At 65.0% G+C, this 14,412-nt stretch carries 16 protein-coding genes and 1 pseudogene; 3 read left to right on the plus strand and 14 right to left on the minus strand.

From position 1 onward, the window contains the following. The first annotated feature begins 17 nt into the window (after positions 1-17). Entirely contained in the window at positions 18-1,025 is a 1,008-nt protein-coding gene (locus tag LB545_RS25870; protein ID WP_224706043.1) for an aldo/keto reductase, read from the plus strand. Positions 1,026-1,051: 26 nt separating this feature from the next. On the opposite strand, the gene LB545_RS25875 is transcribed toward LB545_RS25870, so the two are convergent. The 8 genes from LB545_RS25875 to LB545_RS25910 all read right to left on the minus strand — a co-directional run bounded on the left by LB545_RS25875 (position 1,052) and on the right by LB545_RS25910 (position 8,646). Next, the gene (locus LB545_RS25875; protein ID WP_140685694.1) at positions 1,052-2,203 is read right to left on the minus strand and encodes a GNAT family N-acetyltransferase; all 1,152 of its coding nucleotides are present in this window, start codon (positions 2,201-2,203) and stop codon (positions 1,052-1,054) included. Continuing rightward, positions 2,200-3,192, minus strand: coding sequence for a sterol desaturase family protein (locus tag LB545_RS25880; RefSeq protein WP_224706044.1), 993 nt, complete (start codon positions 3,190-3,192; stop codon positions 2,200-2,202). Before LB545_RS25880 ends, LB545_RS25875 begins: the two co-directional genes overlap by 4 nt. A 326-nt stretch (positions 3,193-3,518) precedes the next feature. Next, entirely contained in the window at positions 3,519-4,283 is a 765-nt protein-coding gene (locus LB545_RS25885; RefSeq protein WP_140515988.1) for a slipin family protein, read from the minus strand. Continuing rightward, positions 4,280-5,653, minus strand: coding sequence for an NfeD family protein (locus LB545_RS25890; protein WP_224706045.1), 1,374 nt, complete (start codon positions 5,651-5,653; stop codon positions 4,280-4,282). The genes LB545_RS25885 and LB545_RS25890 overlap by 4 nt, the downstream gene beginning before the upstream one ends. 189 nt (positions 5,654-5,842) lie before the next feature. After that, positions 5,843-6,202: an SPW repeat protein gene (locus tag LB545_RS25895; protein ID WP_140500009.1), complete on the minus strand. Its 360-nt coding sequence runs from the start codon at positions 6,200-6,202 to the stop codon at positions 5,843-5,845. A gap of 209 nt (positions 6,203-6,411) precedes the next feature. Next, entirely contained in the window at positions 6,412-6,834 is a 423-nt protein-coding gene (locus LB545_RS25900) for a VOC family protein (protein WP_140500011.1), read from the minus strand. Between the two features lie 73 nt (positions 6,835-6,907). Next, positions 6,908-7,993, minus strand: a complete 1,086-nt coding sequence (locus tag LB545_RS25905) for a D-alanine--D-alanine ligase family protein (RefSeq protein WP_224706046.1) — start codon at positions 7,991-7,993, stop codon at positions 6,908-6,910. 35 nt (positions 7,994-8,028) lie between these two features. Then, positions 8,029-8,646: a C39 family peptidase gene (locus LB545_RS25910; RefSeq protein ID WP_224706047.1), complete on the minus strand. Its 618-nt coding sequence runs from the start codon at positions 8,644-8,646 to the stop codon at positions 8,029-8,031. Between the two features lie 218 nt (positions 8,647-8,864). Here LB545_RS25910 and LB545_RS25915 point away from each other — a divergent pair, with 218 nt between their 5' ends. Further along, on the plus strand, positions 8,865-9,335 hold the full coding sequence (locus tag LB545_RS25915; protein ID WP_224706048.1) for a nucleoside deaminase: 471 nt from the start codon (positions 8,865-8,867) through the stop codon (positions 9,333-9,335). 131 nt (positions 9,336-9,466) lie between these two features. Here LB545_RS25915 and LB545_RS25920 read toward each other — a convergent pair whose 3' ends face one another. The 6 genes and pseudogenes from LB545_RS25920 to LB545_RS25945 all read right to left on the minus strand — a co-directional run bounded on the left by LB545_RS25920 (position 9,467) and on the right by LB545_RS25945 (position 13,526). Further along, on the minus strand, positions 9,467-10,015 hold the full coding sequence (locus LB545_RS25920) for a YbhB/YbcL family Raf kinase inhibitor-like protein (RefSeq protein ID WP_140500017.1): 549 nt from the start codon (positions 10,013-10,015) through the stop codon (positions 9,467-9,469). 133 nt (positions 10,016-10,148) lie between these two features. Then, positions 10,149-10,946, minus strand: coding sequence for a hypothetical protein (locus LB545_RS25925; protein ID WP_140895410.1), 798 nt, complete (start codon positions 10,944-10,946; stop codon positions 10,149-10,151). A 115-nt stretch (positions 10,947-11,061) separates the two neighbouring features. After that, a pseudogene (locus tag LB545_RS25930) lies at positions 11,062-11,226 on the minus strand (PLP-dependent aminotransferase family protein); the annotation flags it as partial. A gap of 11 nt (positions 11,227-11,237) precedes the next feature. Then, entirely contained in the window at positions 11,238-11,618 is a 381-nt protein-coding gene (locus LB545_RS25935) for an ester cyclase (RefSeq protein ID WP_140500021.1), read from the minus strand. Between the two features lie 110 nt (positions 11,619-11,728). Then, complete coding sequence (locus tag LB545_RS25940) at positions 11,729-12,925, minus strand: PLP-dependent aminotransferase family protein (protein ID WP_181169512.1); 1,197 nt, start codon at positions 12,923-12,925, stop codon at positions 11,729-11,731. 148 nt (positions 12,926-13,073) lie between these two features. Beyond that, positions 13,074-13,526, minus strand: a complete 453-nt coding sequence (locus LB545_RS25945) for a GNAT family N-acetyltransferase (protein WP_140500024.1) — start codon at positions 13,524-13,526, stop codon at positions 13,074-13,076. A gap of 236 nt (positions 13,527-13,762) precedes the next feature. Between LB545_RS25945 and LB545_RS25950 the strand changes: the two genes are divergently transcribed. Beyond that, positions 13,763-14,410: a DUF922 domain-containing Zn-dependent protease gene (locus LB545_RS25950; protein ID WP_140561090.1), complete on the plus strand. Its 648-nt coding sequence runs from the start codon at positions 13,763-13,765 to the stop codon at positions 14,408-14,410. Positions 14,411-14,412: the final 2 nt, after the last annotated feature.

A 14,412-nucleotide genomic window follows, 5' to 3' on the forward strand; every position in this document is an offset into this window, starting at 1 on the left:
CCTCTGGAGAACACGCCATGACGCTCGACACACGCAAGCTCGGCAGCCAGGGGCTGCGGGTCTCGGCCATCGGCCTCGGCTGCATGGGCATGAGCCAGTCCTACGGCCCGGCCGACGAAGCCGAATCCATCGCCACGCTGCACCGCGCGATCGAACTCGGCTGCACCTTCCTCGACACCGCCGAGGTGTATGGCCCTTACGCCAATGAGGCGCTGCTCGGCCGCGCCTTGAAGGGCAAGCGCGACCAGGTGACCATCGCCACCAAATTCGGCTTTCGCATCGAAAATGGCCGGCAGGTCGGCACCGAACGCGACAGCAGGCCGCAAACCATCAGGGCGGCGGTTGAAGGGTCGTTGAAGCGGCTCGCCACCGACCATATCGACCTTCTCTACCAGCACCGTGTCGATCCAGCTGTGCCGGCCGAGGATGTCGCCGGCACGGTCGGCGAACTGGTCAAACAGGGCAAGGTCCGCTTCTTCGGCCTGTCGGAGGCGGGAGCCGCGAACATCCAGCGGGCGCACGCCGTGTTTCCGGTCTCGGCGCTGCAGAGCGAGTACTCGCTGTGGGAGCGCAATCTCGAGCCGGAAATCATTCCCCTGCTGCGGCAAACCGGCATCGGCCTGGTGCCGTTCTCACCGCTCGGCCGCGGCTTCCTGACCGGCGGCGCCAAGCGCGCCGAGGACTATCCGGAAGGCGATTACCGCCGCGGCGACCCGCGCTACCAGGGTGCGAACTATGACGCCAATGTCGAGGCCGCCGCGAAGGTCCGCGACATCGCCGCCGCCAAAGGCGTCAAGCCAGGGCAGATCGCGCTGGCCTGGCTCCTGGAGAAGGGCAATGTCTTCGGTGTCGACATCGTGCCGATCCCCGGCACCAAGCGGACCAAATATCTGGAAGAAAATGTCGCCGCTGCGTCGCTGAAACTGGAGGCCGCCGAGATGGCGGCGCTCGACGACGCGCTGGCCCCGGGGAAGGTCTCCGGCCCGCGCTACGGCGACCGCACCATGATGATGATCGACCGATAGGTTCGCACGTCGCCGGTGAATCGGGCCTATTCCACCGGTGCGGGCTTTTGCCGAGGATCGGGCCGCAACCGCTGGTGAAGTTCCCTGCCGGCGTGCAGGGTCCGGTCCGCCAGCGCGGCGAGTGTTCCGCGCAAGGTCCTTGTTCCCAGCACCGAATCCAGCGTCACCGACTGGGTCGCGAAGCGCCGCTTGAAGTCCTCGCCGCCGCACAGGAAGTCGACCATCGTCAGCCCCCTGTCGATCGACCACTGGATGTAGTCCATCATCAGCACCATGCCGGGAGACGCCCGTTCGACATCCGGATCGTAGGTCGTGACGAAGGCCATCATCGTGTTGCGCTGGACGAAATTGATCGAGACCGCCACCACCATCCCGGCGCATTCCAGCACGAAGACATGCAGGAGCCCTTCCCTGGCCAGCACCGCGACCAGCGCGGCCAGGGCCGGCGACCCCTCATCGAACAGGTTGGATTCGTGTCCGCGCGCGGCGAGCCATTTGCGCTTGAACTCGGCGAGCCTGTCGAGGACGGGCTGCATCGGCTCGTCCGGCGACATGAGGCGGAACCGCACTTCGCCGCCTTCCTCGAGGAATTTGCGGCCACGGCGATAATTCTGGCGCATCTTCTTCGTTTGTTCCCCGAACCAGTCCGCGCCCGTACGCCATGGCCCGGCGACCCGGAAGCTGGTTTCGCTGCGGCGGTTCGGGCGCAGCGCCATCTTGGGCGCCGAAGCGGGAGCAAGCAGCGTGCGCATCGCGGCGTCCGGCAGCAGGCGGTTCAGATAGACGAGATCGAAGCCGCCCGCGGCCGAAATTTCCTGCCATAGCGCCGCGACCGCCGCCGGATCGCAGTCCGGCGCGACCAGCACGTCGCCATAGTCGCTGTGGTCCTTGGCAGCCCATTCCAGGACGTTGACGCCCTTGCGCCGCACCGTCGCCAGCGGGATGACGGCGTCGATCCGGTCACCGTTCCAGACGAGGCCGATCCTGAGACCACGCAGCTCCCGGTCCGGGGCCGTCTGCCACCACGCCGTGACCCAGGCGTGGCTTTGAAAGATCAGCCCCTCCGCCCGGCGCCACAGCTCCGTCCAGGCCGGCCCGACCGACGCGAGGCGCTCCTCGGAGGTGACGATCTCCAAAGCGCCGGCCTTCCGGCCCTCGATCGCGGCGTGAGCGTTCATGGCTGCGGGCTCCGTGTCGGCTCGGACGAAGCGCGGCGGCGAAACCGCCGGGCGATGTGCCCCCACATCTTCTTGAGCGGCAGCACGTAAAGCCCCGACAGGGATTGATAGTCGCGCGCGCCGCGTTCCATCAATCCGAACCTGAAATCCTCATCGGGCTTGGGCACGCACAACGTTCCGAATAGCCGGTCCCAGAACGAGAACAGCAAGCCGAAATTCTTGTCGTAGTGTCTTGGATCGACGCTGTGGTGCAGTTGGTGCCAATGCGGGCACAGCACGATGTTGTTGAGCGGCCCGAACGATATCTTGAAATGGGTGTGCCTGACGAAATCCATCATCAGGATATTGCGCATGACGTAGACGTTGACGCCGAAGATCGTCACTTCGACGAGGTTAAGCGACAAAAGGGTCCAGATGCCGAAGCAGATCCCGGGTATGACGCCGTCCCAGGCGCGGTTCATGAGCTCGTCGAGCGGATGAACCCTGTCCTTGGTGATCCCGACCATCACCTCCGCCGAGTGATGCACCTTGTGCAGCTCCCACAGGAAGGGAAAGCGGTGCTGGGCCACATGGTAGAGGTAATAGGATATGTCGTAGGCGATCAGCATCGTCACCGTGAAGATGACGATCGTCACCGCTCCCGGCGGTCCCGGCAGCAGCGGCGGCTCGATTTGCAGGAGTGCCGCCAGCGCCCGATTCGTCGCGTAACCGACGGCGACGACGAAGGTCACGCCCGCGGGCAGCATTAGGAAGGGCATAATCGCCTTGCGGGTGATCCAGAAAAGCAGGTCCGCCCGCGCCGAGGGGTGCGTGACGATCTCGTTGGGAAAGACGAAATCGAAGAATTCCCTGAAGCTCTTGCGCTCCGCCGTCCGCCAATAGGCGATCAGGGCGCTGCCCAGCGCGGTCAGCAGCAAAAGGCCGGCCGCAAGCAGGCTGGAGCCGGACAACTTGTCCAGGATCCTTTCGATGATGCCGGCAATCGACATGGGCCCACTCATTTATGCAACCGAAGCTTGACTTGCAGGAGGCGATTGACCTGACTGGCCGGGCAAGCCGCCACGCCGTCAGGGCTCTCGATCATTTCGCCGTCACCCTAGTCGAGAATCCATAGCGAAAGCTTAAGCTAATTAAAAACAATGAATCCGCTAAAAAGCCCGCTATATCTTGCCGAATTCTGAATAAAACTCCTAAAATTGACAGCAAACGACCGGCAGCGCACCTGGCGTGGAGGGATCGCAACTTCGGGGTCGCGGGCCGATCGTGCCGGTCCTGAGCTCGCGGGCCCGCGCCAGGCTGCCAAACCCCTCCCAACTCATTTCCCGGCGCCCGGCTGCTTGTTGAAGATCGCGAGCAGGTCCATCGGCAGCGGAAACACCACCGTCGACGAGCGCTCGCCGGCGATGTCGTGCAGCGCCTCGAAATAGCGCAGTTGCATGGCCTGTGGCTCCTGCGCCAGCATCTTGCCGGCCTCGACCAGCTTTGCCGCCGCCTGCTGCTCGCCATCGGCGTTGATCACCTTCGCGCGCCGCAGCCTTTCAGCCTCGGCCTGCTTCGCGATGGCGCGGACCATGTTCTCGTTGAGGTCGACATGCTTGATCTCGACATTGGACACCTTGATGCCCCATGCATCGGTCCGCTGGTCCAGGATCTCCTGGATGTCGCTGTTCAACTTGTCGCGCTCGGCCAGCATCTCGTCGAGTTCGTGCTTGCCGAGAACCGAGCGCAACGTGGTCTGCGCGAGCTGGTTTGTCGCGGCCATGAAGTCCTCGACCTGGATGACGGCCCGCTCGGCGTCGACGATGCGGAAATACAGCACCGCGTTCACCTTCACCGAGACGTTGTCGCGCGAGATCACGTCCTGCGGCGGCACGTCCTGGACCACCACGCGCAGGTCGACCCGCACCATCTGCTGGACGAAGGGGACGAGGAGGATGAGGCCGGGGCCCTTCACCCCGGTGAAGCGGCCGAGCGTGAAGACCACGCCGCGCTCATATTCCCGCAGGATGCGAATGGCGGCGGACAGGAAGATCAGCACGATGAGGGCGAGCACCAGGTAGGCGACGTAACCGATGATCATTGCCTTGCTCCATTGTTCCTGCGCCGGACCGTCAGCACGAGATCCCTGACATCGGCCACCTCGACGCTGTCGCCGGGGGCGAGCGGTTCATCGGCTTTCGCCCGCCAGCGCTCGCCCTGCGCGAGCACATGGCCCTCGCTTCCCGACCAATCGAGGATCCTGGCCGGCAGCCCGTGCATGGCCTGCGCGCCGACACGCGGCAGGCTCCTGCGCGCCCTCCACAGATAGCTGCCGGCCAGCAGCGCCAGGCCAAGCGTCAGCGCCGCGGCGGTGCCGATGAGCGCCCACGACATCTCGAAGCCCGGGCCCTCGACCTTGAGCAGCATGGCGGCGCCGAGCAGGAAGGCGGCCACGCCTCCAAGCCCGAGCACCACGGTCGGGTTGAAGGCCTCGATGACGAGGAAGGCGATGCCAAGCAGCATCAGGGCGAGGCCGGTATAGCTGATCGGCAGCAGATTGAGGGCATAGAGCCCGAGCAGCAGGCAGATGGTCCCGATCACGCCGGGCGCCACGGCGCCTGGGCTGGTGAACTCGAAGACGAGGCCGTAGACGCCGGCCAGCATCAGGACGACGGCGATGTTGGGATCGGTGATGACGGCGAGAAGCCGGATCAGCCAGCCGGGATCGAGCGTCTCGACCGCCACGCCCTTGGTCGCCAGCACCTGTTGCTTGCCGGCCACCTCGACCGTGCGGCCGTCAGCAAGCTGGAGCAGCTCGGCCGTGTCGCGGGCGACGAGGTCGACTACATGTGCCTGAAGTGCCGCATTGGCGGAAAGGCTGGCCGCCTCGCGCACGGCCCTTTCGCCCCAGTCGGCATTGCGGCCGCGCAGTTCGGCGAGCGAACGGATCAAGGCGACCGCGTCGTTCGTTACCTTGGTCATCATCGCGTCGCCCGCCGGAGGCTCGGTGGCATTCTTCTGGTCGCCCTTGTCCTTTTGGTCGCCACCGGGAAGGGACGGCAGCCCGCCAAGCTCGACCGGCGTGGCGGCGCCCAGATTGGTGCCAGGCGCCATCGCCGCGACATGGGTGGCATAAAGGATATAGGTTCCGGCACTTGCCGCATGCGCGCCGGCGGGCGCGACATAGCCGATGACCGGAACGGGCGAGGCAAGGATATCGGCGATCATCTCGCGCATCGAGGTGACCAGACCGCCCGGCGTGTCGATCTCGAGGACAACCGCTTCGGCGTGCCGTTCGGCGGCGTTCGCCAGCGCTTCGTTGAGCTGCCTGGCGCTCGCCGGGCCGATGGCGCCGTCGATCACGACGCGCAACGCGACCTTCTCCGTAGCCTCCGCGGTCACGGAAGAGTGACTGGCGGCCGCGGCGGCCATGAAGGCCGCTGCAAAAACCGCCATCCGCGCGAGGGTCACGCTCAAACTCCCTGGATTACGCAGGATATGCTGTGCAGGATATGGCGTTCGGTCCGTCGAAATCCATGGCCTGGCCTCAGATTGCAAGCCGGCGACCCTGCCCTTCGCAGCCGGCGGCAAACGCAATGGGCAGACGTTCAAAGCCGGAAGGGGCCCCGCTCGCGCGCCGGCCCCGTCCTTGGTCAGCGGTCACGCATGTGCGTGCGGGTGACGGACGTCCCAGACGGCCCAACCCGATACGGCAACCACCAGCACGCCGAGAATGACGTGGGTGGCCATCGCATTCGTGTTCGCCATGAATTTGAGCAGCCAGGGCGACACGATCAGCCAGAGCCCGAGAACGACACCTACCCATTCCTCCCACTCGGCGAAGGCGGCAAGCGCCGCCACGGCTACCGCGCCCAGCACGACGCCGACAATCCAGGCGTTCCATGCGGGAGCGGTTTCAGCAGCGAAGCCGATTATCCAGGGTGAGATAAACAGGCAGACGGCAAGGACCAGATTGAGCCAGTCCTGGCCTTTCTTTCCTTCCATGAGTGTATTTGCCATGACAACCTCCATAGATGAAGCTTGGCCAAAGCGTTGTATTCGCGTGCAAACGCACGCTTAATGGTTGATGTAACTATGCCTCACATGGCCTTCAAGGCCTGCCCCACGGACGGGTCGCCTCCGCGTGGATCGAGCTCCCTCCACCCGATTGGGATCAAGCCGGGACGGGCCACATCAAGGCAAAACCACCCGCCTCTTGTCGGCGCATTCTAGAACGTGATCTTCACCGAGGCGGCACTGCGGTTGGCCGCCCCGTGATGCACCGCTTCGATGTTGTTGCCGTCCGGGTCGAGAAGGAAAGCGGCGTAGTAGCCGGGGTGGTACCGGCGTTCACCCGGCCCGCCATTGTCCCTGCCGCCGCCGTCCAGCCCGGCCTTATAGAACGCATCGACCATGGCGCGGTCTTTCGCCTGGAATGCCAGGTGATGGCGACCGGTCAACTCTCCCCGAGCCGCGCGGCTGTCGGCGGTTGAAATGAAAAGCTCGTCGGCCCAGAAATAATCGGCGGCGCTGCCGCCGATCGGAATATCGAGCACTCGAAATACTGCTTCGTAAAAGCGGCGGCTGGCGGCGATGTCCCTGACCACCAGTTGGATATGATCGATGAGCCGGCCGCGATGCAGTTCTTCCATGCAAGCTCTCCTCTCGCCAAGGGCTCGAATCTAACTAGCTTCGCGTGATCCGCCGTCAATGCCGCGCCGAACGTCAGGACTTTCGCGCGGCATGCCGCGCCAGTGCGTGCTCGATCAGCACGTCGATGACCTGGCTGTAGCCGATGCCGTTCGCCGCCAGCGCCTTGGCATACATCGAGATGTCGGTGAAGCCGGGCAGCGTGTTGACCTCGTTGACCAGCAGCGAGCCGTCAGCCCGCAGGAAGAAGTCGACGCGGGCCATCGCCTCGCAGCCGAGCGCCTGGAAAGCCCGCGCGGCCATCTCCCTTGCCTTGTCGGCGACGGCGGCCGGGACATCGGCGGGCACGTTCACCACGGCGCCGTCGGCGTCGAGATATTTGGCTTCATAGGTGTAGAAGCCGTGCTTGCCGGCCGGGATGATTTCGCCGGGCAGCGATACGGTCAGCGTTCCGTCGGCCCGCTCCAGCACCGAGCATTCGATCTCGCGGCCGTCGACGAACTCTTCGATCAGGACCTTGCCGTCGTAGCGGAAAGCCGTCTCGACGGCCCGTTCGAAGCCGTCCCGGTCGTTCACCTTGCTGACGCCGAACGACGAGCCCTGGCGCGCCGGCTTGGCGAAGAAAGGCAGGCCGAGCGCGCCGGCGATCTCCTGGAACGGCCCGACATCGTTTCGATGCACGGTGACGGAACGGGCAACCGGCAGCCCGGCCTCGCGCAGCAGCCGCTTGGCGACATCCTTGTCCATGGCGGCGGCCGAGGCGAGAATGCCGCAGCCGACATAGGCGACGTAGGCGACCTCGGCATAGCCCTGCACCGAGCCGTCCTCGCCGAAAGGACCGTGCAGCACGGGAAAGACGACGTCGACCGGCGGCAGGTCGGGCTGTGCTCCGCCGCCCCGTGCGGCCACCAGCCTGCCTCTACCACCGGGCAACAATGCGACCTCCACGCCGTCCTCAGACACCGGTGCCCCGGCTCTGTCGTCGCCAGCCTCGGAGGATGGTTGCAGCAGCCATCTTCCGTCCCTGGAAATGGCGATCGGGACCACCTCGTAAAGCGTCCGGTCGATGGCCTTCAGCACATTGGCGGCCGAAAGGCGCGATACGTCATGCTCGGCCGAACGTCCGCCATAGAGGACGGCGACCCTAATCTTGTTCTTCATTGAAAAGCCTTGTCCTTCATCGAAATCCCACAAGATCAAATGCTGACGGCAATGCCGCGATTGGCAAAGAAGCGATCGAAATCGGCGGCCGCCAACACTGCGTTCGCCTGTGTGGCGCCGGTATGGCCGGACGGATTGTGAAAGCGAAAACCTTCATCCGATGCCGACATGACCAGCACCAGATGGCCGCCCTTGGACGGCGGCTCGCGCTCGGGCCAGCGGATCGAACTGCTGACCGAGGCGATGAAGAAGCGCGACTGCCCGAGGATCGCCGGAATATCCGATGTAGCGACACTGGTCATCACCTTCGCTTCCAGGCCGAATTCCGCCTTCACGAAGCTGACAAAGGGGGCGTAGATCAGGCCCTTGATCGATCGTTCGGTGACGACATAACCGCCATATCCGGTGCAGCGCCTGGCCAGTTCGATGGTCGGCACGATCTGGCCGCGCGCCGCCAGGATCATCTTGAGGCACGCCATGCCGCAGACATTGGCTGCCCACAGCGCGTATTCGTCGAGTGTGCGCGCGCCCGAATTCTCCCACAGCGGATCGCGCCGCAGCGCCACCTCGGCGCCATCGGCAAGGACGGCCAAAGTCATATCGGGCGTCTCCCACTGGTTGAAAAACGGCACGGTTCCAGGCGGTGGGCTCATCAATTCCTCAAACAGATCATTTCAATTTCGTATACAGGGATACGAGAGCGGAGAACAGTGCTTCAAACCTCATTCGCCTGATCAGGCGATGGCCCGCGCTCGGGTTTTGCCCGCCGGGCGAAGCTTGCCAATGCCCGCCGATCGGCGCACTCTCAGCCCTACGAAGCCGGTCGCCGGGCGTCGGTTCCTCTCCTCGCCCGTCGTGTTAGGATTGCGCAATGACCCGCGACCAGATGCTCGCCCACCTCCGTGCTGCCGACGCCGTCGCTCGCGACGCGGCCGTGCACGGCCATCATCCGTTCGGCTGCGTACTGGTCGGGCCGGACGATCGCGTGCTTATGCGCCAGGGAAACCTCGACACGGTGCGCCATGCCGAGACGGAACTCGCCCGGCGCGCCGCGGCTGCCTACGAGCCGGATTTCCTCTGGTCCTGCACACTGGTCTCGACCGGTGAACCCTGCGCGATGTGCACCGGAACGCTCTACTGGGCCAATATCGGCCGGCTGGTCTACGGCTTCGAGGAGACGAAGCTCCTGGCACTCACCGGCGACCACGCCGAGAATCCGACGATGAGCCTGCCCTCGCGTACAGTCCTCGCCTCGGGCCAGAAGAAGATCGAGGTCTTTGGCCCTTTCCCCGAGATCGAGGACGAGCTGATCGCGCCGCACCGCGATTTCTGGACGCGCTGACGCGCCGGCCGAAGCGCGCGCGAAGCGCCAGATGGCCACCGGAACGGAATTCAAACGATCTCTTGGAACGTGTTTGCCAACAGCGTCGTCAATGCGCTGGTGGCCCGGGCGACTGCCTGAACCGGTCATGCTTACCGCCCATAGGTGTACGTCACGCTGGTCTCGCCGAGCGCCTGGCTCTTCGCGGCCACTGCCACCATTTCCGGAGAGGGATTCTCCGGCGCGCGCAGCTTCGGCGCGCCGAGCGCATAGAGCGTGAAGACATAGTGATGCGTGCCGCTGCCGGGCGGCGGGCATGGCCCGAAATAACCTGCACGGCCGATGCCGCCCTTGCCGAGCACCGTACCCTTGGGCAAGCCTTTGCCGCGCTTCGAGCCCGCCCCTTCGGCCAGGCCCTTCGCGCTTGCCGGGATGTTCCAGGCCAGCCAGTGCCAGAAACCCTTGCCGCCGCCGGCGTCGGGGTCGAACATGGTGAGCGCGTAGCTCTTGGTGCCTGCCGGCGGGTCCTTCCATCTCAAGGCGATCGATACGCTTTGCCCGCTGCAGCCGCCGGCCTTGTCGCCGAGATATTTTTCGGCCCATTTGCCGTTGGAAACCGACGGGCTTGAAATCTCGAAAGCCGCCGCCTGATTGGCGAGGCCGAACAGCACCAGCACGGCGAAACCGAGGCGCAAGCTCATGGCTTCCTCCACTTCCAGCCAAGATGCCGACAAGTTTAGCCGAAAAGCGGCCCGAAATTAGGCAATTTGGCGCGAAACTGCTGGTGGGGGCTGCTGGAACCGTCGATCCTCCCGACATGGGCTGCCGACGGCGCTATTCCGCCGCGCTGCATTCTTCGGTCGGCTCAGCCGCAGGCGGACCGATCGCCGAGATCCAGAGCCGGTCGATGTCGGCTAGCTGCGCGCGGTCGATTTCGTCGAGATGGTTCCAGTACATGCCATCCTCGTAGAAATAGCCGAGCTCGCGCTCGATTTGCTCGGCCACTTCGACCCTATGCTGATGGATGCCCGCACGCGCATCCATCTTCATGCCGGCGAGGCGCTCGGGGGACAGTAACCGCAATTCCTCGAAGGACAGCCTTGGGAAGACCAGGCGGCTTTGCGGCAGGTCCGACAGGTTGATGCAGAGCGTGCCGCGTCGCAGCGCATGAATGAGCAGGCGGGCGGATTTGGCCTCGAGGCTCTGCAGCGTGACATCGTCGCGCAGCGGGTCGGCGCGGCCGATGCCGTAGAAATGGGTGTCGCCGGCCGTGTCGTAGATCATGTCGCAGCCGAGGAAGGCGAGCACGTCCGGCCTCTGGCTGTGGACGGCCCAATAGGCCGCTGTCAGCGACATGGTGGCGCCGGCATAGACGAAGCCGCCGAAAGTATTCTGGGCCGGCACGTAATGCGCGGCGCTGAAGATCTCGGCCTGCCGCAGCGGTTCCAGAGGCGGCATCCGGTTGGACGGGAAATCGCCGGCATGCACCAGCACGTCCCAGTCGGGGCGCACGCGCCAGGCATTGTTGATGGCGACGATGCTGGCGAAGGTCTCCTTCGGCCAGGCGGCGCAGCGCACGACGTCGGGCGCGCTGCCGAGAAGCAGCGTCACTCTGGGCGTTGCGGAGACCATGACATCCTCATTCGACCGGCAAAGGCACGCCCGCATTTACCGCACGCCTTGCCAGGCGCACAAGGGCTGCCGACAAGCCGGCCTGACGCCCCGGGGCCAGGAATCCGGTCGGTTGCTAGTTCCTCAGCAGCTTGGCCAATCTGGGAATGCCCTCGGTCACAGCGCGGCGGTCGGCCAAGGTGAAGGACAGCCGCAGCGTGTTGCGCCCGGTGCCATCGGCGAAGAAGGCGCTGCCGGGCACGAAGGCGACACGCGCTTCCTTCACCGAGCACGCCAGGAGAGGTTCGTGGTTCAAAGCTGGGCTTCGATGGCGGCCTTGTCGATGATGGACCACACGAGCCGGATCTTCGCGCCGCGAAATTCATAGAAGACGTTCTCGGCGAAGGACACTTTCCGGCCGTCTACGGCAAGCCCGAGGAAATTTCCCCTGGGCGTGCAGTCGAACATCAGGCGGCTCGCGACATGAGGCGGATCGCAGACCAGCAGCCGGATATCGAAACGAAGATCCGGAATGTCGTCGAAATCCTTCTCCAGCATCGCACGGTAGCCGGAGAGACCGATCCGCCTGCCATTGTGGGACACGTCATCGTCGACGAACTGCCCGAGGTTCGGCCAGTCCTGCCGGTTGAGGCAGGCAATGTAGTCGCGGTAGATACCGGAAAGGTCGGTCATGGCGCATGAACCCGCGTTCGTGGACACAAGGCTATTTTGCACCAGCAACAAGTCAGGGCAACCCGGGTTTGTTCGCCGCTGGGGCGATGCGCCGTCGTTTGGCCGGCGCCTTAAGCCTTGAGCAGCGCCGCCAGCCGCGGAATGCCCTCGCTCACCGCGCGCCGGTCAGCGAGCGTGAAGGACAGCCGCAGCGTGTTGCGCCCGGTGCCATCGGCGAAGAAGGCGCTGCCGGGCACGAAGGCGACACGCGCCTCCTTCACCGAGCGCGCCAGGAGCGTGGTGGCGTCAGCGCCTTCCGGCAGCGTCACCCAGACGAACATGCCGCCTTCCGGGCGGCTCCAGGTCACGCCTTCCGGCATGTTGGCCGCGAGCGCGCCGAGCAGGCCGTCGCGGCGTTCGCGATAGGCGCCGATCAGCTTTTCGACCTGGGCCTCGAACACCGCTTCGGCCGCCCGGTGCATCACCATCTGGTTGATCGACGGGCTGTGCAGGTCGGAAGCCTGCTTCATCAGCACCAGCTTCTCCACCACGTGACGCGGCGCGCAGACCCAGCCGACGCGCATGCCCGGCGACAGGATCTTCGAGAACGAGCCGCAATAGAGCGTGCGCGCCTTGTCGATGCCGCCGGATCGGGCGCAGTCCAGCGCCAGGATCGGCGGCACGCTTTCGCCATCATAGCGCAGCGCCCGGTAGGCGGCGTCCTCGACGATTGCGATGTCGAGCTCGCCGGCAAGGTCGAGCACCGCCTCGCGCTGCTGCCTGTCCAGCGTGTTGCCGGTCGGGTTGGCGAAATCCGGCACCAGATAGGCGAACTTGACCCGGCCGCCATTCGCCGCCGCCGCGCGATAGGCATCCGGCGTCATGTTACCGCCTTCCGGCCGCAGCCGGTCGTAGCGCGGTTCATAGGCGTTGAAGGCTTGCAGCGCGCCGAGATAGGTCGGCCACGTCACCAGTGCGGTGTCGCCGGGCGACAGCAGCAGCTTGCCGATATAATCGAGCGCCTGCTGCGAGCCCGAAGTGATGAAGATGTTGGCTTCCTCGCAGGCGACGCCGAGCTTGCCCATCTGCCCGGCGATCCATCGCCGCAGCGGCAGATAGCCCTCGCTCACCTGGTACTGAAGCGCGGCCCCCGCCTCGCCGCCGCCGAGCACGTCGGCATAGGCGTCGCGGATCGCCTCGGCCGGAAACAGCGCCGGATCGGGAATGCCGCCTGCGAAGGAGATGATGTCCGGCTGGTCGAGCAGCTTCAGCAGCTCGCGGATTTCCGAGGCCTTCATGCGCGACGAGCGCGACGCCAACAGGTTCATAAGGGTCAAGCACGCCTCCCCGGACGCATCGAATATAGGTCAACTTAGCTGACCTATATCTGGTCTCGCCGCAAATTGAATAGGGCCTGCTAGCCTTCCCGCATGCGCCAGCCGCCCGCCTTAGCGGAAAGCGACGGCCCCGCCTGCGCTACAAGGTCTTCTTGTAGCCGAGATGGGTGCCGGTGAAGCCGAGGCTTTCATAGAAGCGGTGCGCGTCCGCTCTGGTCTTGTCGGTGGTGAGCTGGACGAGGCCGCAACCGCGCGCCCGGCATTGATCAACAGCCCATTCGATCATCAGCCTGCCTATGCCTTCGGAACGGCGGTGCCCGGCGACCCGCACCGCCTCGATCTGACCGCGCCAGGCGCCCTTGCGCGACAGCCCGGCAAGGAAGCTGATCTGCAAGGTGCCGACCACGTCGGCGCCATCGACCGCCACCGCCAGCAACTGGTTGGGGTCGGCATCGATGGCGTTGAAGGCATCGACATAGCCCTGCGCCAGCGGCAGCGAGGCATCCTCTCTGGCCGCGCCAAGCGGATCGTCCGCCAGCATGGCCACGAGGGCAGGCAGGTCGGAGGCCAGGGCCTTGCGGAAGGTGATCATGAGCACGACTTACGGCGACGCGCCGGCGCCGGCAAGGCCGTTGGTTTGGAAGCCTCACCCTATCTTCGTCATCCTAGGGTCTGCGCCGCGTCGCTTCGCTCCTTGCTCCGCCCTAGGATGACGAACCGAGGGAACTTCTTCAACCCCATACCCATCCTGGTCTTGCCGCACGGCGCCAGCGCCTCCCTCCAACACATTTGCAGCACCCGCCGGCAGCATATAGGAAAAGCCACAAGATGGCATTGGCGTCGGCGCCGGTCCTGGTTTCGCGGAGAGCGGTGTTGAGAGCGTGTGTTCGTCTGTGCCTGTCGCTGGTCGCGGTGCTCGCCTTGCCGCTTGCCGCCCATGCACAATGGAAGCCCGTCGAGACGGTCGAGCCCTACGCCATTTCAGGCCGGACCGGACAGGAGCTCTACCGGTCGATCGGCGAGAACGGACCGCTGATCCGCGGCGCCAAAACGCGCACCATCGCCTACACCAATTTCAAGCTGACCTGGACCAGGGACTACCAGAACAAGGGCGGCGATTGCGTCCTGGCATCGGCCAGGCCGAAGCTGATCATCACCTATGCCTTGCCGAAGCCGTCAGGCTCCCTGCCGCCGGCCGTGCAGAAGAGCTGGGACAGCTTCATCGCCGGCGTCGCCGCCCATGAGAAAGTGCATGGCGCCGATATCATCGCCATGGTGCGCAAGATCGAGGCGGCGACCGTCGGCCTCAGCGTTGCCGACGATCCCAAATGCGCCAAGATCCGGACCGAGATGACCAGGCGCCTCTCCGAATTGTCGCAGGCGCAGCGGCGGGCAAGCCGCGATTTCGACCGCGTCGAATTCGGCAATGGCGGCAATTTGCAAAAACTGGTTTTTGGCCTCGTGACCGGTCCCTGAGA

It is taken from the genome of Mesorhizobium sp. BR1-1-6, assembly GCF_020165355.1.
Lineage (GTDB): Bacteria > Pseudomonadota > Alphaproteobacteria > Rhizobiales > Rhizobiaceae > Mesorhizobium.